Source organism: Streptomyces africanus, from assembly GCF_030816955.1.
Lineage (GTDB): Bacteria > Actinomycetota > Actinomycetes > Streptomycetales > Streptomycetaceae > Streptomyces > Streptomyces africanus.
On record NZ_JAUSYP010000001.1, the window covers coordinates 8,178,469 to 8,197,059 of the forward strand.

An 18,591-nucleotide genomic window follows, 5' to 3' on the forward strand; every position below is an offset into this window, starting at 1 on the left:
CGCGGAGCTCGTTTCGGAGATCGTGGCCCGAACCTCTTCGTCAGCTGACAGAGAACTGGCTGAAGGTCGCGGTGCCGGTACTTCCGGCGTGGGCCGTGGAGAACATGCCCGCGTCCAGGGTGCTGTTCGCCCCGGTCAGTGTCGCAGTGCCGACAGTCGTCCAGGCCGTGCCGTTGGCGGAGTAAGAGCCGATGACCGACGTGCCGCTCCTGACCAGGCGGAGCCAGACCGGGGCGACGGTGGCGCTCCCGGTCTTGATGGTGTTGGTGTCGAGGTAACCGTCACCGTCGGAGTCCGACGACAGGGCGATTCCGTTGCCGGGGGTGGTGGCGAGGACGAGGTACCCGGTGGACGAGCCGGCGGAGGCGATGTTGTTTCGCAGCATCAGGCCGGCTTTGGCCCAGCTGTTGGTCTTGTCCTGACTGGCGACGCGGACGGTGACGGTCGAGGACGTTCCAGCGGCCCCCGTCCGGTAGGCGGCGGAATACTCGTCGTCGTAAGCCGTGCCGGAGCGCCATACGTCGATGCCTGCGCCGGTCAGGGAGGTCACTGGGCCGCTTTGGCTGACGGCGGCCGGGATCGAACTGTATGCCCTGTAGGGAGAAGTGACGATGCGCAGGTTGCTGAAGGTCGCACTGCCGGCGGTGGGGCTGTGGGCTGTGTGGATGACACCGGCATCCTGGGTGGTCGCCATGGACGGCAGGGTCACCTTCGAGCCGACCTGGGTGAAGGTGGATCCATCGGTGGAGTAGTAGGCGGACACCTGGGTGGCAGTGCGGGTGAGCCGCAACCAGACCGGTGCCTTGACGGTGGCGGCGGTGGACGTGAGCTTGTCGAGGTAGCCGTCGGCGTTGGAGTCCCGCTGGAAGCTGACGCCGTTGTTCGGGGTCACGACCACAGCCGCGTATCCGGCGGAGGAGCCGTCGTCCCTGAGGTCGTTGCGCAGGACGACGCCGGCCTTGGCCCGGCCGCTGGTCTTGTCCAGGCTGTCGACCCGGGCGGTCACTGACGTGCCGTCGACAGCTGCCCCGTTGCGGAAGACGGTGCCGTACTCGTCTGAGTGCTGTCCGCCGGCACCCCGGATGTCCTCGCCCGCGTCGGTGATCGTGAAGTGGCCGCCGCTCTGGCCCGTGTTGGCGGGGGTGGAGGAGTAGGCGCTGTAGGGGGAGCTGACGGGGTCGGTGGTCAGCGGACGGTACCGGGGCTGGATACCGGCGTTGTTCATGACCGTCTTCGCGGCCGACGGCCAATTTCCGTCCCTGACGACTACGGTGCCGCTGACTACGTCACCACGGCCGTTGGTGTTGGTGATGTTCGCGGAACTGTTGGTCGTCCAGTTGTCGGTCAGGGTCAGGGCGCCGGTGTTGTTGGTCGCACTGCTGTTCTCGTGACCCCATTCGCCGGTGTTCCGGAAGACGTTGTTGGTGTCCGTGAAGTTCCGGGAGCCCTCGTCGTGGTAGAAGCCGAACCAACCGTTGTTGCTGTGGCAGTAGTTGCGTTCGAACGTGCTGCCCGGTGACGCCGACAGGGTGTACATGCAGCCGCCGTCGGTCATCTGCTGCATGAGGTCGTGGATGTAGTTGTCGGTGACGTGGTTGTTCGCGGCGGTGGTCGCGGTCGTGTAGATGGGCTGGTAGCTGTACAGGCCCCGGTTGACGTAGTCCTGGCTGCCGCCGATGTCGTTGGCGCCCCAGCCGTAGCCGATGGTGAGGCCGGAGTAGGGCAGGTTGTACACCTCGTTGTGCGAGACGGTCGCGCCGTTCACGTAGGTGACGAGGATGGCCGACATGTCACGGTATTCCAGCGCCACATCATGGATGAGGTTGTTGCTCAGCGTGATGTTCCGGTTGGTCATCCGCCTGTCACTGGGGTGGTGCGCGTCCGCCTGAACGCCGCCGACGACGATGCCGCCGCCCGCGTTCTGGGTGAAGACGTTGCCGGTCGCGGTGATGGTGCGGGCGCCGAGTCCCACGCCGGTGGTGTGGGCGTTGGCGTCGTTGCCGATGCCGAGGCCGCTCTGTCCGAGCTGGGTGAACCGGTTACCCGTGAACGCGATGTGGTCGGCGGCCGAGACCTGGACGGCGGAGGGCATCTGCTCCCAGTGAGGGCGTGCCGCCTCGAAGAGCGGGCAGCCGCTCTGACACGAGGTCAGCGCGTCCGACGGACGGTCCCAGGTACCGGAGAGGTACGCGCCGGTCTGCTGGCTGGCGTAGCCGTGGGCGGTGGGGTCCAGCCAACTCGTGCCGGAGAACTGCAGCCCTGAGAAGGCGATGTGGGTGGCGGGGGAGGAGTACGTCCCTCCGACGCTGATGAGCGACTCCAGCTTCGGCACCTCGACGTCGGCCTCACTCATGTCCTGCCCGGTGAGCGGCTTGTAGTACAGGGTGCCGGTGGCGGTGTCGAGGTACCACTCGCCGGCCGTGTCGAGGAACTCGTAGGCGTTCTCGATGTAGAGGGGGCCGGCCCGGAAGGGGCTCGTAAGAGTGTCGTAGCCGAACGTGTTGTTGTCCCACGCGGGCTGGGCCATGGTGATGGTGCCGCTGCTGATGCCGGTCACCGGGGCGTAGCGGTCGGTGAAGGAGCCGATGCCGTGGATCTCGGTCCGGCCGGGCTGCGCGAGGCTGTTGAGGTAGCTCAGCGAGCTGTTGGTGAACGTGTAGCCGCTGGTGGTCGCGGTCAGGTCCGAGCGGGGGACCGCGGCGCGGGCCCGGGTGGCCAGGACGCCGTCGACGAACAGATGGCGCGTGTCGAAGCCGGTGCCGACGTTGCTCTTCCAGATGTTCTTGGCCGAGTCCTGCACGGTCCAGCCGGTGGCCTTCTGCGCTCCGGTGATGACGGGATGGGCGCCCAGCGCGGCCTTCCAGGTCACCGTGTAGCCGCCTGTGCCGGAGTCCGCAGAGGTGAAGGCGAGCGGCGCGGAGAGCCGGTAGGTGCCGTCGGCGAGCTCGACGGTGATGTCGCCTGTCATGGAGTTGTTGGTCGCCCGCACCTTGGTCTTGGCCTGGGTGACGGAGCACGGCCGGCTCACGGAGCAGGCGGTCCCGGAGCCGTTCGATGAGGCGTAGAGCGTCGTGCCGGCCGCGGAGGCGGGGCCGGCCTGGGTGAGGACCGCCGCGGTCGAGGCAGTGAGGACGGCGGCTGCGGCCAGCCATGATCGGAGACGGTCAGGAACCGCGGGACGTCTGCGGGATGTTCGCATGTGGCACCTTCCGGGAGGTTCAGGGGGCCCGTGGTGCTCTTGGCGGGCGGGGGAGAGCCCAGCGGCAAGAGGGGGAAGGGGTAAGAGCGGCGATGTAACATTAGACGTCATACGAATTTCGTCAATAGGTCGCGCGGCCGGCTCGGCCGGACCTCGACATGCGAACGCCCCCGGCCTGTGGCTCGGGGGCGAGTCGGTGGCAGTGCTCTCAGGAGGGGGGCGAGCCGACGTTCGGCAAGCGGCGACGGCTCCACGCGCTCTGGATGTGTGCCGCCATGGCCTGCGCGGCCCCGTCGGAGTCCCGGGCCAGTAGGCGCTCGGCGACCGCGCGGTGCTCCTCGTTCGCCCGCTCGCATGCGGTCGCGTCCGGTGTGCCGTTGTACAGGAACGTCGTGCGCGCCTGGGCGTGGAGGATCCGGATGATGGAACGGCCGAGCCTGTTGTGGGATGCCTGCAGGATCCGGTCGTGGAAGGCCACATCGGTCTCGATGAAGCGCGCCGGGACGGTGGTCTCCTCGTCGAGCCGGGCGAGCAGCCGCTCGATGTCTCTCAGGTCGTCGTCGGTGGCCAGCGTCGCGGCCTGGGCTGTCATCTGGGCCTCCAGCGTCGACCGGATGTCGACCAACTGGTCCAGGACGACGAGCTGGTCGTCGTGCTGGACGGTCGCGGCGAGCACGACGGGGTCGAGGAGGTTCCATTCCTCGGGTGGGGTGACGGTGGTGCCGTAGCCCTGCCGGGCCAGGACCAGCCCCTTGGCCTCCAGGGACTTGACCGCCTCGCGGATGGTGATCCGGCTGACGCCGAACGTCTCGCAGAGCTCGGGTTCCACCGGCAGGGTCGATCCTGGTGGAATGGCGCCCGACACGATCGTGTCGGTCAGGCTCTCCATGACGGCCTGCGCCAGTCGGGCCGGACGCTTGGGCCAGGGCTTGAGAACGGGAGGCTCTCCTGTTCTGCCGGTGCTGTCCTTGGCCATGCGATATCCCCTTGCTGATGCGGATGACGGCGAGTCTACTGCGCGGAAACTCCTTGACAGCATTCGTATGACGACTTACGTTACACGGAAATTTCGTAGCAGCACTTTCCCGTGCAAGGGGTGCAAGCCGTGCGCATCACCGAAGTCGAGTGCCATCCGGTCCGGGTGCCGGGAGTCAGTCCGCCCTTCGTCTGGCGGGACGGACTCCTGGGCAGCCCGTCCGAGGGTGAGGCCGCGGTGCTGCGCATCTGCACGGACGAAGGGGTCGAGGGGGTGGCGATGTCCCCCCGGCGGGGCAGCAGTGTGATCCTCACGGATCTGCTGGACCGCGTACTGCGCAAGGAGTTGGTGGGGCACGATCCCCTGCAGCGGGAATGGCTCTGGCACCGCATGTGGGAGCTGGACCGCACGGAGGAGCTCCCGCTCTACCTGCTGGGGCTGGTCGACATCGCGCTGTGGGACCTCGCCGGACGACTCGCCGACCGGCCCACCTGGCAGATGCTCGGCGGATACCGCACGTCGATACCCGCCTACGCCTCCACTGTCACGTACTCCTCGGTCGAGGAGTACCTGGACATCGCCGACCAGGCCCTGGAGCTCGGCTACCCCGCCATCAAGCTCCATGCCTGGGGTGACGCCCGTCGCGACGCCCGCCTGTCGGTGGCACTGCGCGAGCATGTGGGGGACGACATCCCGCTGATGTTCGACGGGTCGGCGGGCTTCGACCTCCCCGACGCGATCCATCTCGGGCACGCTCTCTCGGACGCCGGCTACCTCTGGTACGAGGAGCCGATGAGGGAGTTCAGTGTCACCGCGTACAAGCGCCTCGCCGACGCGGTGGCCGTTCCCCTCCTCGTGGCCGAGACCTCCGACGGGGCGCACATGAACTCGGCCGATTTCATCCAGGCCGGCGCCGCCACCTTCGGAGTCCGCGCCTCCACCCAACTGCGCGGCGGCTTCACCGGCGCGATGCGCACCGCCCACCTCGCCGACGCCTACCGGCTGCGCGCCGAGGTGCACGGGCCGGAGATCCCCAACCGGCACCTGTGCATGGCCATCTCGAACACCACTTACTACGAGTCGCTGGTCATGGGCAACCCCATCAGTCGCGAGAGCGGCATCGACGCCCACGGCCTCGTCTATGCCCCCACCGGTCCGGGCGTCGCCCTTCCGGCGGGCTTGGACTACCCTCCCGCCCTTCAGGCATTTGTCGACAAGGAGACTGTCATCCCACCCCGGGCCTGATGACCGGAGCCCCAGGCCCGACCGCCTGTCCCGAGCTCCCCGAACGCGGCGCCTCCCACCGCTGTGCGTCTTTTCCCAAGATCTGAGGTCAGTCATGAACGACGACGTTCCGGTTTCCTCCCGCCGCCCGCTCAGACATTCGGCCGTCGCTGTCCTGGGCGCCGTCTCCCTGCTCGTGCTCGCTGCCTGCGGAAGTGCGGACCCCACACCGCCGAAGACTTCCTCCCCCGCCGCGTTCAAACCTGTCGCGCAGAAGGAAGGCAGTGAGATCACGGTCTGGGCGGACGCCACCCGCGTTCCTGGCGTGCAGGCGTACCAGAAGGCTCACCCGGACGAGAAGATCAAGATCGTCACGTACAGCGGGGACGCCAACGGTGCCAACGATCTGCAGACCAAGGTCCAACTGTTCGACCGGGCCGGCGGCGGGTGGCCCGACGTCGCCTTCAGCGCCAATGTCAACGACGCCAGCTGGGCATCCCAGGGCAAGACCCCCTATGCCGCGCCCCTCAGCCAGGGCGTGGTCTCCCAGTCCACGCTCAAGGGCTTCGCCGACGGTGCGCTGGGACCCTGCGCCTTCAACGGCGCCACCTACTGCCTGCGCAACGACCTGGCGCAGAACGTGCTCTGGTACAACAAAGCGCTCATGGACAAGTTCGGGTACTCCGTCCCGACCACCTGGGAGGAGTACCAGGCACTCGGTAAGAAGGTCGCCAAGGAGCACCCCGGCTACCTGGTCGGAACCGCCGGGGACGCCTGGAGCCCCGAGGTGTACTTCTGGGCGAGCCAGTGCCCTGCCAGCACGGCGACCGGTGCCAGGAAGGTCAAGGTCGACCTGCAGGATTCCAGGTGCACCCGGATGGCCGAGCTGCTCGACAGCCTGATCGCCAAGGGCTCGGTCTCCAAGGACACCGTCTTCAGCGCCGGCTTCATCAAGAACAAGGCGAGCAAGGTCCTGATGCTCCCTGGCCCCTCCTGGTTCGGCCAGGTGCTCTTCAACTCCACCTTCAAGACCCCCAAGGGGCAGATCGCCGCCGCATCCCCGCTGAAGTTCGAGGGCGACGCCAAGAACTACACCGGCAACGTCGGCGGCGGACTGTGGTTCGTCTCCTCCCACAGCAAGAACCTCAAGGCGGCGGCCGACCTGGTCACCTGGATGACGACTTCCGACGCCTACCAGGGCACCGCGGGCACCTACCCCGCATACAAGAAGGCCGCGGTCATCTGGCTCGCCAACCAGAAGAAGACCGGCTACTTCGCCGAGGACGTCGGCCCCGTCTTCAAGGAATCCGCGGAACTGATCTGGCCCGGCTGGTCCGCCACGCAGTACAGCCAGGAAGCCATCTACTCCTCCACGGTGGTCCCCGCCCTGAACTCCGGCAAGACCCTCACCGACACCCTGGACATCTGGCAGACGGCCATCACCGACAAGGCCAAGTCCCTCGGATACACCGTCAACTAGCGAAGCGGACCGATGACCACCCACCTCGCAACGGAGCGGAGCGGCCGCCGCGGCCGCTCGGCCCGCAACCCGGTCGGACACGCCGGTTACGTCTTCGTCTCCGGCTATGTCCTCCTCCTGTTCGCCTTCGGCGTCCTGCCGACCTGTTACGCGGTGTGGCTGGCGCTGTCCAACTCCCGCAACCAGCTCGTCGGACTAGGCAACTTCACCCGGACGTTCACCGACTACCGCTTCGGACCGGCCTTCCTCCACATCGGCCTGTACCTGGTGGTGTGGCTGGCCAGCCTGATGATCCTGGTGGTGCTGCTCTCCCTGATGCTGCACGGCCGCATGCGCAGGACCTCCACCAGCCTGCGGTTCCTGTTCTACCTGCCGGGTGCCCTCGCCGGGGTGGCGAGCGTACTGCTCTTCCTGATCCTCCTCGACCCGGCGGCCAGCCCCGTCGGCTGGCTGCTGAAGAGCTTCGGCTGGAACACCCGCGCCCAGGTCAACGCCCCCGGTCACCTGCCGGTGCTCTTCACCGTCATCGCCTTCTGGACCGGCGCCGGCGGCTGGATCGTGGTCATGTACGGCGCGCTCAACAGCATCCCCGACGAGGTCCTGGAGGCCGCTCGCATCGACGGCGCCAGTACGCTCCAGATCGCCCTGCGCATCCAGATCCCGATGATCACCAAGTGGATCGCGTACATGCTGATCCTGGCCTTCGCGGCCGGCACCCAGCTCTTCGTCGAGCCGCAACTGGTCTCCCTCGCCAGCTGGGGCATGATCCCCGACAGCTGGTCACCGAACCAGCTCTCCTACCAGTACGCCTTCCAGGCAGGCGACTTCAACGGCGCGGCGGCGCTCTCCGTCGACCTCCTCACCCTGGGCCTCGCCTGCGCGGCGCTCGTCGTCTTCCGTACCGGCCTGTTCGACAGGGACGAAGGATGACCACAGCTCCCACGACCACAGCCCGCCGAACCCCGTCGTCCCGTACCGCCGGCGCCCGCACCAGCCCGAGGAACCCCATGCGCCGGAAGCGCCGCCCGAGCTCACTGGCGGCCCGGCTGGCCTGGCTCATCGTCATGGCCCTGGCCGCGCTGTTCTTCTGTGTGCCGGTGGTGTGGCTCCTGCTGGCCCCGACCAAGACCGACAGCCAGATCGTGCGGGACAACCCGTTCTCCTTCGGCTCTCTCGGCGCGGTCACCGACACCTGGCACCACCTCTACGCGTTCCAGGACGGCGCCATCCTCACCTGGCTGCTGAACTCGGCGCTCTACGCGTTCGGCGCGCTGGCCGTGACCCTGGTGACGTCGATTCCCGCCGGGTACGCGCTGGCTCTGACCCAGTTCATCGGGCGACGGACGCTGCTGACCATCACCATGCTCGTGATGCTCATGCCGACGGCCGCGATGGTGCTGCCCCTGTACCTGGGGATGAACGCCGTGCACCTGGACGGCACGATCTGGTCGGTCATCCTGCCCTTCTCCTTCTTCCCGTTCGGGGTCTACCTCACCTACATCTACTTCTCCTCCAACGTCCCCTCCGACCTGCTGGCCGCAGCGCGCATCGACGGCTGCTCGGAGTGGCAGGTCTTCCGTCTCATCGCGATGCCGCTGGCCAAGCCCGTGATCGCCCTGGTCGGCTTCTTCAACTTCGTCGGCAACTGGAACAACTTCTTCCTGCCGTTCGTGATGCTGCCCGACAGCTCCCAATATCCGGCGCAGGTGGGGCTGAACAACCTGCTCGCCGCCTCGCCGCTGTTCAACACCTCCAGCGGCACGGGAAACCAGATCATGCGGCCCGAACTGGCCCTGGCCACCCTGGTGACCATCGTCCCTGTTCTGATCGTGTTCCTCTTCTCCCAACGCGCTCTCGTGGCCGGCATGCTCGCCGGCGCGACAAAGGAGTGAGGCGGCGGCCGCACCCTCGGCGCCGCCGTCGTATTCAACCGGCGTTCCCTCACGTCGGCGTCGTGCCGAGCCCCACGCCGTGCGGACGGCCACGCCACCGCGTCACCGGACAGGCCCATGGAGAACTGCCCGGCAACGCCGCCCACCCTCACCGGAAGGACCTCGATGAAACGTGTTGCCCAGACGATCCGCCTGCGGCCCGAGCACCGTGAGCCGTATCTGCGCCTGCACTCCGCGGTCTGGCCGGGCGTCGAGGCCGCGCTGCGGGCCGCGAACATCCGCAACTACAGCATCTTTCTGCGCGAGGACACGCTGTTCGGCTACTTCGAGTACCACGGCGACGACTTCGAGGCCGACATGGCCGCGATCGGCGCCGACGCGGCCACGCAGGCCTGGTGGAAGGTCACCGGCCCCTGCCAGGAGCCCTGGGCCGATACCGGCGCCGGGGGCAGCTGGTCGGACCTGACCGAGATCTGGCATCTGAGCGATCCCGGCACACCGTGACGGCCGCCAGCGCCTCCATTGCCCTACCTCCGCCCCGGCGACACCGTCGAGCTCTCCGTAGACGGCCTCGGCGCCCAGCGCCAGACCTTCGGCCAAGCGTGAAAGGCGCCCCCTTGAGCAAGTTGACCCGCTTGAGCGGCCTGTCAGGGCTGAAGGCCGTCGTCACCGGCGGCGCGTCCGGCATCGGGCTGTCCTACCTGGCGAGCCCCGCCGCGGCCTCCGTCACCGGCATCGCCCTCGCCGTCGACGGTGGCATGCAGGGGCTCCGGCTGCGCCCGGCGGTCGGCGCATGAGAGCGACCACGCTGGGGGGCACCGGTGTCAGGGTCACCGAGCTGTCGTTCGGGACCGCCGGCATCGGCAACCTCTTCCGCCCGGTCACCGACGAGGCCGCGTTCGCCGCGGTGGAGGCGGCCTGGGACGCGGGCGTACGCACCTTCGACACCGCCCCGCACTACGGGCTCGGGCTGTCCGAGCGACGCCTGGGGGCCGCGCTGCGCGGACGCGACCGCGACGCGTACACCGTCTCCACCAAGGTCGGGCGGCGGCTCGAACCCCACCCGGAAGGTGGCCGCGGCGACGACCTCGCCCACGGCTTCGCCGTACCCGACACCCACCGTCGCGTCTGGGACTTCAGCTCCGACGGAGTCCTGCGCTCCCTGGAAGCCAGCCTGGACCGCCTCGGCCTGGACCGTGTGGACATCGCCTTGCTGCACGACCCGGACCACCACGCCGAGCAGGCCCTCACCGAGGCGTACCCGGCGCTGGAACGGCTGCGCGGAGAAGGTGTCGTCAAGGCGATCGGCATCGGAGTGAACCAGTGCGCGCTCCCCGCCCGTTTCCTGCGCGAGACCGACATCGACGTGGTGCTGCTCGCCGGCCGCTACACCCTGCTGGAGCAGGAGGGGCTTGCGGAGGTACTGCCGGAGGCCGCCGCCCGCGGCAGGAGTGTCATCGTCGGCGGGGTGTTCAACTCCGGTCTGCTCACCGACCCGAGGCCCGGGGCCATGTACGACTACGCGCCCACTCCATCAGATGTGCTCGACCGGGCCCTGCACATGAAGGCGGTCGTCGAACGCCACGGCGTACCGCTGCGCGCGGCCGCTCTGCGCTTCCCGTTCGGCCATCCGGCGGTCGCAAGCGTACTGTCCGGCGCGCGTTCCGCCGAGGAGGTCCGCGACACGGTGGATCAGCTGCGGCGAACGATGCCGGCCGCGGTCTGGGACGGCCTGCGCGCCGAGGGGCTGCTGCCCCGGCGCGTCCCGGTCCCTGCTGCCATGCCGGTCGTCGAAGCCGATCGGCCGAAGGAGGAGTCGAAAAGTCGTGGAGGTGACCGCCCTGGAGGCGAACAACGCTGAGGGCGTCATCGACACACACCACCACGTGTGGGACCCCTCCGTCCGTGACCAGGACTGGATCACCGGACGGGAACTCGCCCCGCTGTCAGAGGATCTTGGCCAGACTGGCGAGCGCGGACCGGTAGTCGGGGCCGACCGGGCTGAGGACGGTGGTGGTGACGCCTGACTCGAAGAGGTCTTGTACGCGGGCACGGACCTGCTCGGGGGTGCCCGTCAAGGCCAGCCGGTGTGCCCACTCCTCGGGTACCGCTTGAGCGAACGCCTCGGCACTCTTGCTGGTGTGGCGCAGCGCGGCGAGCTCGTCATGGAAGCCGAGGGGGACGATGTGGGGCGCCCAGTCGGGATCGCCCAAGGGTTGCAGGGCGGGCCGTGCCGCGCGGAGGGCGTTGTGCGGGTCGTCGTCGACGACGGTGATGTTGTAGGCGGTGATCCGGTGCGGGCGCTGCGGGTTGATGCTGGTGAGGGCTTGGCGGACGTACTCGGGTGATACCGGCTCGGCGAGCAGGGTGCCGTCGGCCACTTCACCCGCGAGGGCGAGCGACTTGGGGCCGCGAACGCCGGCGAAGATGTCGGGGGCGTGCTCGGGCAGCGCCGATGGGTGCAGGAGGAGTCCGTCGAGCCGGATATAGCGACCGTCCGTATCGGCCGGCCGACCTGCCAGCAGTGTCCTGAGGGTGTGGATGTACTCGCCCAGCAATGTCAGAGGGCTGGCCGGCCAGGCTCCGACGCGGCGCATCCAGTCGGGCATGCCGTGTCCGACCGCGATGTCGAGGCGGCCTGGGTGGAGTTGGGCGAGAGTGGCCACTTCCATCGCGGCAAAGGCGACGTTGCGGGCCGCGGCGGGCAGCAGCCCGACTCCGACACGGATCCGGCGGGTGCAGGCCAGCACGGTGGCGGCCTGCACCAGGCCTCCGCGGTAGCCGAGGTCTTCGACGACCCACAGTTCGTCGAAGCCGTAGGCGTCTGCCTCCTGGGCGAAGGCGATGACGTCGGCCCGGGGGATGTCGCGGGGGAGGAGGACGCCGATGGTGCCGGACGCTTCCTGCGGGCTCATGAGTGGTCTCCTTGGTGTTGTCCTGCGGGAGTTGTGCCGGATCGCCTGCGCTGGGCCGGGTCCACCGCGGCGGCGGCGCGGTCACGGGTGTCGGCGGCGGGAGCGATGACGATGGCGGCGGACACGAACACCAGAACCACCACCATGGCCGAGCGCAGCCCGTAGTGGTCGCCCAGGAACCCGAGGGCGGGCGGCCCCACGAGGAAGGCGACGTAGCCGATGACGGCGACCAGCGAGACGCGGGCGGTCTGGTCGGGGCCCGAGTCCCCCGCCGCCGACAGAGCCACCGGGAAACCGAGGGAAGCCCCAAGCCCCCAGAAAAGCACGGCTGTTGCCGCTACGACAGCGTTGTCGGAGAAGATGACCAGGAGGAGTCCGACGGCACCGGAGACGGCACTCGCGCGCACGACAGTGGCCCGCCCGAAACGACTGAGGAAGAAGCTGCCGCTGAAGCGGCCCAGGGTCATCGCCGCCGCGAACCCCACGAAGACGAGCGAGCCCATCGCGGCGTCAAGGCCGTGGCCGTCGACCATGAGCAGCGGCAGCCAGTCGTTGGCGGCGCCCTCGGCCAGCGCCATGGCCAGCACGATGGCGCCGATCAGCAGCAATTTCCGGTCCTTCCACACCTGCGGCTTGGATGGTCGCCGCGGAACCGGCCCCGGCGTCGACGGCGCGGCGCTGATGCCGGTGCCGGCGGGAACGGCACGAAGAGCGTGGACCAGCATCCCCGTGGCGACCAGGGCGACCACGGTCAGATGCCAGTGGACGGGGAACGCGACGGCGGTGGCCGCCATTCCGGCCGACCCCCCGATGACCGTGCCCAGGCTGAAACAGCCGTGCAGCGTGGGCAGCACCGCGGTCCCGGTGATGCGCTCCACGTCGGCGCCGTCCACGTTGACCGCCACTTCGCCCCCGCCCATGCCCGCGCCGAACAGGCACAGCCCCGCGGTGACCAGGGGTGCCGACCGCACGGCGCTGCCCATACCGATGACGACCGTGCCAGCGATGATCAGGACAGTGCCGAGCGCGATGACCGGCCGGGTGCCGAACCGGGATACGAAACGGCCGGAACACAGGATGCCGCTCATGGAACCGATGGACAGACCGAACAGGACCAGCCCCATCTGACCAGTGGACAAGCCCAGTTGATCGCGGACATCGGGGGTGCGCGTGACCCAGGACGACATGGCGATGCCTGGAAGGAAGAACAAGAGGAACAAAGCTCGACGGCGTCGGCGTACGGCGCGGTCTACCAAGGGGGAACTCCGCTGGGTCTGGAGGAACGGTTCGGAAGGCGACACGTCGGATCGTTTGCCGAGTATCCCCACACTCGGCAAACGATCGACAAGAGAAGGCGGACGGCTGCACTTGCAGGTATGGGCCGGGCCGACGCGGTCGTGCCGGTCGACGGCCCCTAGCCGATCGGCCCACCTTGCGGTGCTTGAGTTGCTCCTCGCGGCAGGACTGGATGGAAGCGTCGGGATTCGGCGAGGTGAAGGGGTACGACGGGGATCCGCTGCCGGCCCCCGAGTTGCCATCGACACGTCTGAGGCCGCGCGGAAGGGTGCGTTGACGGAAAGATCAACCCCACCATCGAGCGGGCCTGCCCCGACTCGCGGACGGGCGGGGACTTGCTTGTGAACACTGCCGCCCGCCCGTCGACCGCTCGAAGGGGCGGGCCCGGTCAGCCCAGTTTGAGAAGGCCGGCTTCGACGACGGCACTGCCGAAGGGGCCCGCGAGTTCGGCGAGGCGCTCACAGCCGGCGTCACCGAGGGCGGCGTAGGCGGGAAGGGCCAGGCGGTCGGTGCGGTCCTCGATGTGCCGGCGCAGGCGTACGCCTTCCGGGCTGAGCAAGTCGCCGTCCAGGAGACCTCGCTCGCGCAGGCGCTCCTGAGTGCCGGCCCACTCCTCCTCGGGCCATGCACGACTCGCTTTGAGGAAGTCGACGGGCACCTCACCGGTCGCGGCGTGCAGAATCAGCGCCTCCAGGCCTCCGACACCCTCGCTCAGCAGGCATGCGACATGGCCGTCTCCACGGAACTCCCGGAGCAGTGTCTGGGCATGCCACAGCTGCAGCACCGGCTCCTCCGGCCACGGCAGTGCGGCATGCGCCGCGAACAGCGGGCGGCCCTGCGCGTGTTCACAGGCCGCCTCGGCAGCCCGGCGGGTCAGCGCCAGCACCTCGTCCACGGTGGGCAACTCGTGGATTCCCGCCCGTCGCAGGGCTTCGCCCGCCGCGGCGTACCGTGCGTCCAGCACCTGCTGCGGCGTCGTCGCGTCCCAGGCCCCGTCGACCGCCTGCCGTACGACATCGGGGTTGAAGTTGTAGAAGGTCGAGATGACCAGCTCGGCGGAAGCCCGGCCGAATGCGGCGCTCCTGGAGGTGAAGTACCCGGCGCGACCGCTCAGGCCGAGGTCGGCGTACCGTCGCCTTGCCTCGGGGACGAAGTAGATCATGCCGTGGACGGGCTCGAGACGGCGCCAGGCCGCGCGGGCGGTCTGCATCGGGTCACCTCTTCGGAGAGTCGGCGAGTGGGACATTCGCTGCGGGTTCACTACTTGCCGTGGGCCTGCAGGTGTTCGAGCAGCAGGCGGCTGAGCGTTTCGGGCGCTTCCTCGGGGATCCAGTGGCCGACGCCCTGGAGGGTCTCGAATCGGTACGGCCCCTTGACCCATCGCTCGGTCTCCTGTGCGGCTGCCGGACCGAACGCGCTGTCCTCCGTGCTCCAGACGTACAGCGTGGGCACGTCGATGACGCCGATCGCGCCGTCGGGGCGGCCGGCCCGGTACCAGTTCAGGGCCGCGGTGAGGGCGCCCGGCTGGGACAGGTGCGACACGTAGGCGTCGGCGCTGTCCTGCGGGACCTTGCCGGCGTAGAAATCGCGAAGCTCCTGGGCATCGTGGGCGAGCATGCGTTCCTCGGTCGCGGGGGTGTCGCGCCAGTCGATCATGTAGTGGGAGCGTGTGCGCTGATCCTGGTCGGTGCGCAGGGTGGTGGCCAGAGCGCCGGGGTGCGGAGTCGAGATCACCGTCAGGGTGCGGACGCGGCCGGGGTGGGCGTGCGCGGTCCACCAGGCCACCGCGCCTCCCCAGTCATGGCCGACGAGGTCGAATGCCGCCCAGCCCAGTTCCTCACTGATCGCGATCACGTCGTCCACGAGAAGGCTGATGCGATAGTCCTCGGGCCGCTGGGGGCGGGAGCCGGGGGAGTACCCACGCTGGTCGGGTGCCACCACGCGGTAGCCGTGCGCGGCCGGCGCCTCGATCTGCCGCCGCCACACCAGCCCGGTCTGCGGGAAGCCGTGCAGCAGCAGCGCCGGGCGGCCCTCGGGCGGACCCGCCGCGATCGCGTCGAACACGCCCGCCCCCGTGGAGATGCTCAGCTGAGTCACGACCCACCTCTTCGTACCGACTGGTCGGTACCCTCCAGTCGTGAGGGTGGACTGTCAAGAGCTGGTCGTGGTTGAACCTGACGCCGAATTCAAATATAACCGGCGGACGGACGAACCGGGCCAACAGGAAGCAGTGAGGCGACATGAGGGAAGCAGTCATCGTTTCGACGGCACGCACGCCGATCGGAAAGGCTTACCGCGGCGCGTTCAACGACACCCAGGCGCAGGAGCTTGCCGGACATGCCCTTGCGCACGCGGTGCGGCGGGCCGGGCTCGAGGGAGGTGAGGTCGAGGATGTGATCTTCGACTGCGCCGTGCAGCAGGGGTCCTCGGGTTTCAACGTCGCGCGTCAGGCCGCTCTTCGCGCCGGACTTCCGGACGTCGTGCCGGGGATGACGATCGACCGGCAGTGTTCGTCGGGCCTGATGGCCATCGCGACGGCCGCCAAGCAGATCGTCACGGACGGCATGCAGGTCGCTGTCGGCGGCGGTGTCGAGTCGATCTCCCTGGTGCAGAACGACCACATGAACACCCACCGCATGGCCGATCCCTGGCTGGTCGAGCACAAGCCGAGCATCTACCTGCCGATGCTGCACACGGCGGAGATCGTCGCCGAACGCTATGGCGTGAGCCGGGAACGCCAGGACGAGTTCGCGCTGGTGTCACAGCAGCGCACGGCGGCGGCGCAGGAGGCCGGCCGGTTCGACCAGGAGATCGTGGCGCTCGACAGCGTCAAGAAGGTCCTGGACAAGCAGTCCGGGGAGGTGCGGGATGAAGCCGTGACCCTGACCCGAGACGAGGGCAACCGGGCGTCGACGACGCTCGAGGGCCTGGCCGGATTGGCGCCGGTGCTGGCCGACGGTGAGGTGAGCGCGCGATCCAGCGTCACGGCGGGCAACTCCTCGCAGCTGTCGGACGGGGCTTCGGCGTCGGTGCTGATGGAGGCGAAGGAGGCCGAACGCCGCGGACTGGAACCGCTGGGCGTCTACCGGGGTATGACCGTTGCCGGTTGTGGGCCGGACGAGATGGGCATCGGCCCGGTGTTCGCCATTCCGAAGCTGCTGAAGCAGCACGACCTCACCATCGACGACATCGGCCTGTGGGAACTCAACGAGGCGTTCGCCTCCCAGGCGCTGTACTGCCGGGACGACCTGCACATCGACCCGGAGCGGTTCAACGTCAACGGCGGCGCCATCTCGGTCGGTCATCCGTACGGAATGACCGGCGCCCGGCTGGTGGGGCACGCCCTCATCGAGGGCAAGCGCCGCGGCGTCCGGTATGTGGTGATCTCGATGTGCGTCGGGGGCGGCATGGGCGCGGCCGGGCTGTTCGAGGTCGCCTGAGGTGTCGAACGCGACGGACAAGGCGCGAACCGCGGTCCTCGTGGACTTCGGCGGTGTCATCACCTCCAGTGTGCTGCGGGCTTTCACCGACTTCGGCTCCTCGCTCGGCGTCGATCCGCGCCTGCCGCTCGATCTCCTCGCCCGGGACGAGGCGTCACGCACCCTCCTGGCCGACCACGAGTGCGGCCGTATCGACGCCGAAGCCTTCGAGCGAGGGTTCGCCGAACGGCTCCGTGCCCACGGTGCCGACGTGACGGCCGAGGGGCTCACGGCCCGTATGCAGGCGGGAATGTCGATCGACCAGGACATGCTCGCGCTGCTCGGTGATCTCCGAGCCGCCGGGCATCCCGTCGCGCTCGTGTCCAATTCGTTCGGTACCGGAACCTACGACGGCGTCGAACTCGCGTCCCTCGCCGACGTGATCGTCATCTCCGCCGAGGTCGGGATCCGCAAGCCCTCCCGGCGGATCTACGCGATCGCGTGCGAACGCCTCGGCATCGACCCCGAGCAGGCGGTCATGATCGACGATCTGCGGCAGAACCTCGACGGAGCGGCACGGATCGGAATCGGGGGCGTACTGCACACCAGCGCCGCCGACACTCGCCGCCAACTCGCCGAACGCTTCGGAATCACCACCTGACGACCCACCGACGGACACAGTGAGGTCGGTCATCCGGCCGCACCGTCCTAGGGGTGTCCGCAAAGTCCCGCCTGCCCCGCGACGCCCGGCACGCCCTCTCGCCGCACCGGGCGACCACCCGCGTACCACCAGTACGCGGGCGTCCGCCCGGCGCTCCCCAGCCTTCGGCCGGGGGGACCCCAGAGCACGCACCGGACGCCGCGGGGCCCGCCCTCCGGGCGGACGCCGGGACTTTGCGGACACGCCCTAGGACTTGATGCGGAAGGCACCGCCCGCGACCAGCGTTTTTTCCCGGCGACCTCGGTGAAACCGACGCGGACGGCGACCTTCGTATCGTCGACCGCATCAAGGACCTGAGCATCTGCGGCGGCTACAACGTCTGTCCCGGCGTGCCGTGATCGGCGTTCCCGACGAGCGCTACGGCGAGGAGGTCGCCGCGCTCATCGCCGCCCGGCCCGGTGCGGAGCTCGGTGCCGCCGAGGTGTCGAGCTGGGCACGAGAGCGGCTCTCCGCCCACAAGATCCCGCGCATCGTCCGGTTCGTCGACGCGCTGCCCAAGGGTCCGACCGGGAAGATCTTCAAGCGGTCCATCGACCGTTCGGCTCTGACCCGCGACAGGGCGCCCGCCGACGTTGCGGCTCGCCGCCACTGAGGCAGCGCCCGTTCGTGATTATGGTGTCGGATTCAAGTACAGTTCCCGGGATGGAGACCACTGCGCCCGAGGAGATCGACGGCGAGCAGGCGCCGCCCATGGCGCCGCTGACGCACCTTCGTGAGCCCCCCACGACGAAGCGCGGAGCGCGGACCCGGGCCGCTTTGGTGAAAGCCGCCCGGAAGGTGTTCGAACGGGACGGCTACCTCGACACCCGTCTCACCGACATCACCAAAGAGGCTCAGTGCGCGGCGGGATCCTTCTACACCTACTTCGCCAACAAGGAAGAGGTGCTTGCCGCCGTCCTCCTGGAGGCGCAGGAGGACATGATGCACCCCGGCATGGGCCGGCTGGAGGGTACCGACGATCCCCATGCGGTACTCGAGGCGAGCAATCGCGCGTACCTCGAGGCATACAAACGGAACGCGAAGCTGATGGGCCTGCTCGAGCAGGTCGCCCAGGTGGAGCCCGAATTCCGTGAGTTCCGGCGTCGGCGCGCCGACGCGTTCATCCGCCGCAATGCGCGTGGCATCGCCGACCTGCAGGCGCGGGGCGTCGCCGACAGCGAGGTCGATCCGATGATGGCCTCCCGTGCGCTGTCGGGCATGGTCAGCGTCATGGCCTACAACGCCTTCGTGCTCGGCGAACGGCAGGAAGAAGGTACGCCGGTGGACTTCGAGGAACTCGTGTCCACGGTGACCCGGCTCTGGGCCAACGCCCTACGGTTTCCCGGCCACCGCTGATCCGACTGCCTCGTAGCCGCTCATCCCTCTGGGGGTGGGCGGCTTTTTCCATGTCGACCCGTGCGGTTGGCTATTGAACTTGACGTCGGATTCAACTATACAGGTCGGACGCATCGCACGCCCCGTAACGGAGA

The 18,591-nt window shown here is 68.7% G+C and carries 16 protein-coding genes and 3 pseudogenes; 13 read left to right on the forward strand and 6 right to left on the reverse strand.

The window, feature by feature from the left end; genetic code table 11:
* Positions 1-40 precede the first annotated feature (40 nt).
* On the reverse strand, positions 41-3,199 hold the full coding sequence (locus QF034_RS37260) for a DUF1349 domain-containing protein (protein WP_307179062.1): 3,159 nt from the start codon (positions 3,197-3,199) through the stop codon (positions 41-43).
* A gap of 208 nt (positions 3,200-3,407) precedes the next feature.
* A complete protein-coding gene (locus tag QF034_RS37265; protein WP_307179063.1) occupies positions 3,408-4,175 on the reverse strand; it encodes a FadR/GntR family transcriptional regulator in 768 nt (255 codons plus the stop codon).
* 129 nt (positions 4,176-4,304) lie between these two features.
* Here QF034_RS37265 and QF034_RS37270 point away from each other — a divergent pair, with 129 nt between their 5' ends.
* The 8 genes and pseudogenes from QF034_RS37270 to QF034_RS37300 all read left to right on the forward strand — a co-directional run bounded on the left by QF034_RS37270 (position 4,305) and on the right by QF034_RS37300 (position 10,632).
* Entirely contained in the window at positions 4,305-5,420 is a 1,116-nt protein-coding gene (locus tag QF034_RS37270) for an enolase C-terminal domain-like protein (protein WP_307179064.1), read from the forward strand.
* Positions 5,421-5,514: 94 nt separating this feature from the next.
* A complete protein-coding gene (locus tag QF034_RS37275; protein ID WP_307179065.1) occupies positions 5,515-6,879 on the forward strand; it encodes an ABC transporter substrate-binding protein in 1,365 nt (454 codons plus the stop codon).
* A gap of 12 nt (positions 6,880-6,891) precedes the next feature.
* Positions 6,892-7,809, forward strand: a complete 918-nt coding sequence (locus QF034_RS37280; protein ID WP_307179066.1) for a carbohydrate ABC transporter permease — start codon at positions 6,892-6,894, stop codon at positions 7,807-7,809.
* 77 nt (positions 7,810-7,886) lie between these two features.
* Complete coding sequence (locus tag QF034_RS37285; RefSeq protein ID WP_307179067.1) at positions 7,887-8,771, forward strand: carbohydrate ABC transporter permease; 885 nt, start codon at positions 7,887-7,889, stop codon at positions 8,769-8,771.
* A 165-nt stretch (positions 8,772-8,936) separates the two neighbouring features.
* Positions 8,937-9,275: an L-rhamnose mutarotase gene (locus tag QF034_RS37290; RefSeq protein WP_307179068.1), complete on the forward strand. Its 339-nt coding sequence runs from the start codon at positions 8,937-8,939 to the stop codon at positions 9,273-9,275.
* Between the two features lie 12 nt (positions 9,276-9,287).
* Positions 9,288-9,377 (forward strand): annotated as a pseudogene (locus QF034_RS41650) (fumarylacetoacetate hydrolase family protein); the annotation flags it as partial.
* Positions 9,378-9,466: 89 nt separating this feature from the next.
* Positions 9,467-9,568, forward strand: a pseudogene (locus QF034_RS37295) (short-chain dehydrogenase); the annotation flags it as partial.
* Positions 9,565-10,632, forward strand: a complete 1,068-nt coding sequence (locus tag QF034_RS37300; RefSeq protein ID WP_307179069.1) for an aldo/keto reductase — start codon at positions 9,565-9,567, stop codon at positions 10,630-10,632. The pseudogene QF034_RS37295 and the gene QF034_RS37300, both read left to right, overlap by 4 nt.
* Before the next feature lie 85 nt (positions 10,633-10,717).
* Here QF034_RS37300 and QF034_RS37305 read toward each other — a convergent pair whose 3' ends face one another.
* Both QF034_RS37305 and QF034_RS37310 read right to left on the reverse strand, forming a co-directional pair.
* The gene (locus QF034_RS37305; RefSeq protein WP_307179070.1) at positions 10,718-11,686 is read right to left on the reverse strand and encodes an LLM class flavin-dependent oxidoreductase; all 969 of its coding nucleotides are present in this window, start codon (positions 11,684-11,686) and stop codon (positions 10,718-10,720) included.
* On the reverse strand, positions 11,683-12,942 hold the full coding sequence (locus QF034_RS37310; protein ID WP_307179071.1) for an MFS transporter: 1,260 nt from the start codon (positions 12,940-12,942) through the stop codon (positions 11,683-11,685). Before QF034_RS37310 ends, QF034_RS37305 begins: the two co-directional genes overlap by 4 nt.
* A 197-nt stretch (positions 12,943-13,139) precedes the next feature.
* Here QF034_RS37310 and QF034_RS37315 point away from each other — a divergent pair.
* Positions 13,140-13,259 (forward strand): annotated as a pseudogene (locus QF034_RS37315) (pirin family protein); the annotation flags it as partial.
* A gap of 111 nt (positions 13,260-13,370) precedes the next feature.
* Here QF034_RS37315 and QF034_RS37320 read toward each other — a convergent pair.
* Together QF034_RS37320 and QF034_RS37325 are read right to left on the reverse strand one after the other, a co-directional pair.
* Entirely contained in the window at positions 13,371-14,192 is an 822-nt protein-coding gene (locus tag QF034_RS37320; protein WP_307179072.1) for an SCO6745 family protein, read from the reverse strand.
* A 50-nt stretch (positions 14,193-14,242) separates the two neighbouring features.
* Complete coding sequence (locus QF034_RS37325) at positions 14,243-15,079, reverse strand: alpha/beta fold hydrolase (protein ID WP_307179073.1); 837 nt, start codon at positions 15,077-15,079, stop codon at positions 14,243-14,245.
* A gap of 143 nt (positions 15,080-15,222) precedes the next feature.
* Here QF034_RS37325 and QF034_RS37330 point away from each other — a divergent pair, with 143 nt between their 5' ends.
* The 4 genes from QF034_RS37330 (at position 15,223) to QF034_RS37345 (ending at position 18,457) form a co-directional block, all read left to right on the forward strand.
* Positions 15,223-16,422 carry an acetyl-CoA C-acyltransferase gene (locus tag QF034_RS37330; RefSeq protein ID WP_307179074.1) on the forward strand — a complete coding sequence of 400 codons (1,200 nt, stop codon included), beginning with the start codon at positions 15,223-15,225 and terminating at the stop codon, positions 16,420-16,422.
* 1 nt (position 16,423) lies between these two features.
* Positions 16,424-17,062: an HAD family hydrolase gene (locus QF034_RS37335; protein ID WP_307179075.1), complete on the forward strand. Its 639-nt coding sequence runs from the start codon at positions 16,424-16,426 to the stop codon at positions 17,060-17,062.
* A 394-nt stretch (positions 17,063-17,456) separates the two neighbouring features.
* The gene (locus QF034_RS37340) at positions 17,457-17,714 is read left to right on the forward strand and encodes an AMP-binding enzyme (RefSeq protein ID WP_307179076.1); all 258 of its coding nucleotides are present in this window, start codon (positions 17,457-17,459) and stop codon (positions 17,712-17,714) included.
* 50 nt (positions 17,715-17,764) lie between these two features.
* On the forward strand, positions 17,765-18,457 hold the full coding sequence (locus QF034_RS37345; RefSeq protein ID WP_307179077.1) for a TetR/AcrR family transcriptional regulator: 693 nt from the start codon (positions 17,765-17,767) through the stop codon (positions 18,455-18,457).
* The last annotated feature ends 134 nt before the right edge of the window (positions 18,458-18,591 follow it).

What these genes read in the sequence shown, in the direction of transcription:
- QF034_RS37305 (WP_307179070.1), bottom strand. Translation starts at nt 11,686, where the DNA reads ATGAGCCCGCAGGAAGCGTCCGGCACCATCGGCGTCCTCCTCCCCCGC.
- QF034_RS37345 (WP_307179077.1), top strand. Translation starts at nt 17,765, where the DNA reads ATGGAGACCACTGCGCCCGAGGAGATCGACGGCGAGCAGGCGCCGCCC.
- QF034_RS37285 (WP_307179067.1), top strand. Translation starts at nt 7,887, where the DNA reads ATGCGCCGGAAGCGCCGCCCGAGCTCACTGGCGGCCCGGCTGGCCTGG.
- QF034_RS37300 (WP_307179069.1), top strand. Translation starts at nt 9,565, where the DNA reads ATGAGAGCGACCACGCTGGGGGGCACCGGTGTCAGGGTCACCGAGCTG.
- QF034_RS37260 (WP_307179062.1), bottom strand. Translation starts at nt 3,199, where the DNA reads ATGCGAACATCCCGCAGACGTCCCGCGGTTCCTGACCGTCTCCGATCA.
- QF034_RS37280 (WP_307179066.1), top strand. Translation starts at nt 6,892, where the DNA reads ATGACCACCCACCTCGCAACGGAGCGGAGCGGCCGCCGCGGCCGCTCG.
- QF034_RS37265 (WP_307179063.1), bottom strand. Translation starts at nt 4,175, where the DNA reads ATGGCCAAGGACAGCACCGGCAGAACAGGAGAGCCTCCCGTTCTCAAG.
- QF034_RS37275 (WP_307179065.1), top strand. Translation starts at nt 5,515, where the DNA reads ATGAACGACGACGTTCCGGTTTCCTCCCGCCGCCCGCTCAGACATTCG.
- QF034_RS37320 (WP_307179072.1), bottom strand. Translation starts at nt 14,192, where the DNA reads ATGCAGACCGCCCGCGCGGCCTGGCGCCGTCTCGAGCCCGTCCACGGC.
- QF034_RS37290 (WP_307179068.1), top strand. Translation starts at nt 8,937, where the DNA reads ATGAAACGTGTTGCCCAGACGATCCGCCTGCGGCCCGAGCACCGTGAG.
- QF034_RS37330 (WP_307179074.1), top strand. Translation starts at nt 15,223, where the DNA reads ATGAGGGAAGCAGTCATCGTTTCGACGGCACGCACGCCGATCGGAAAG.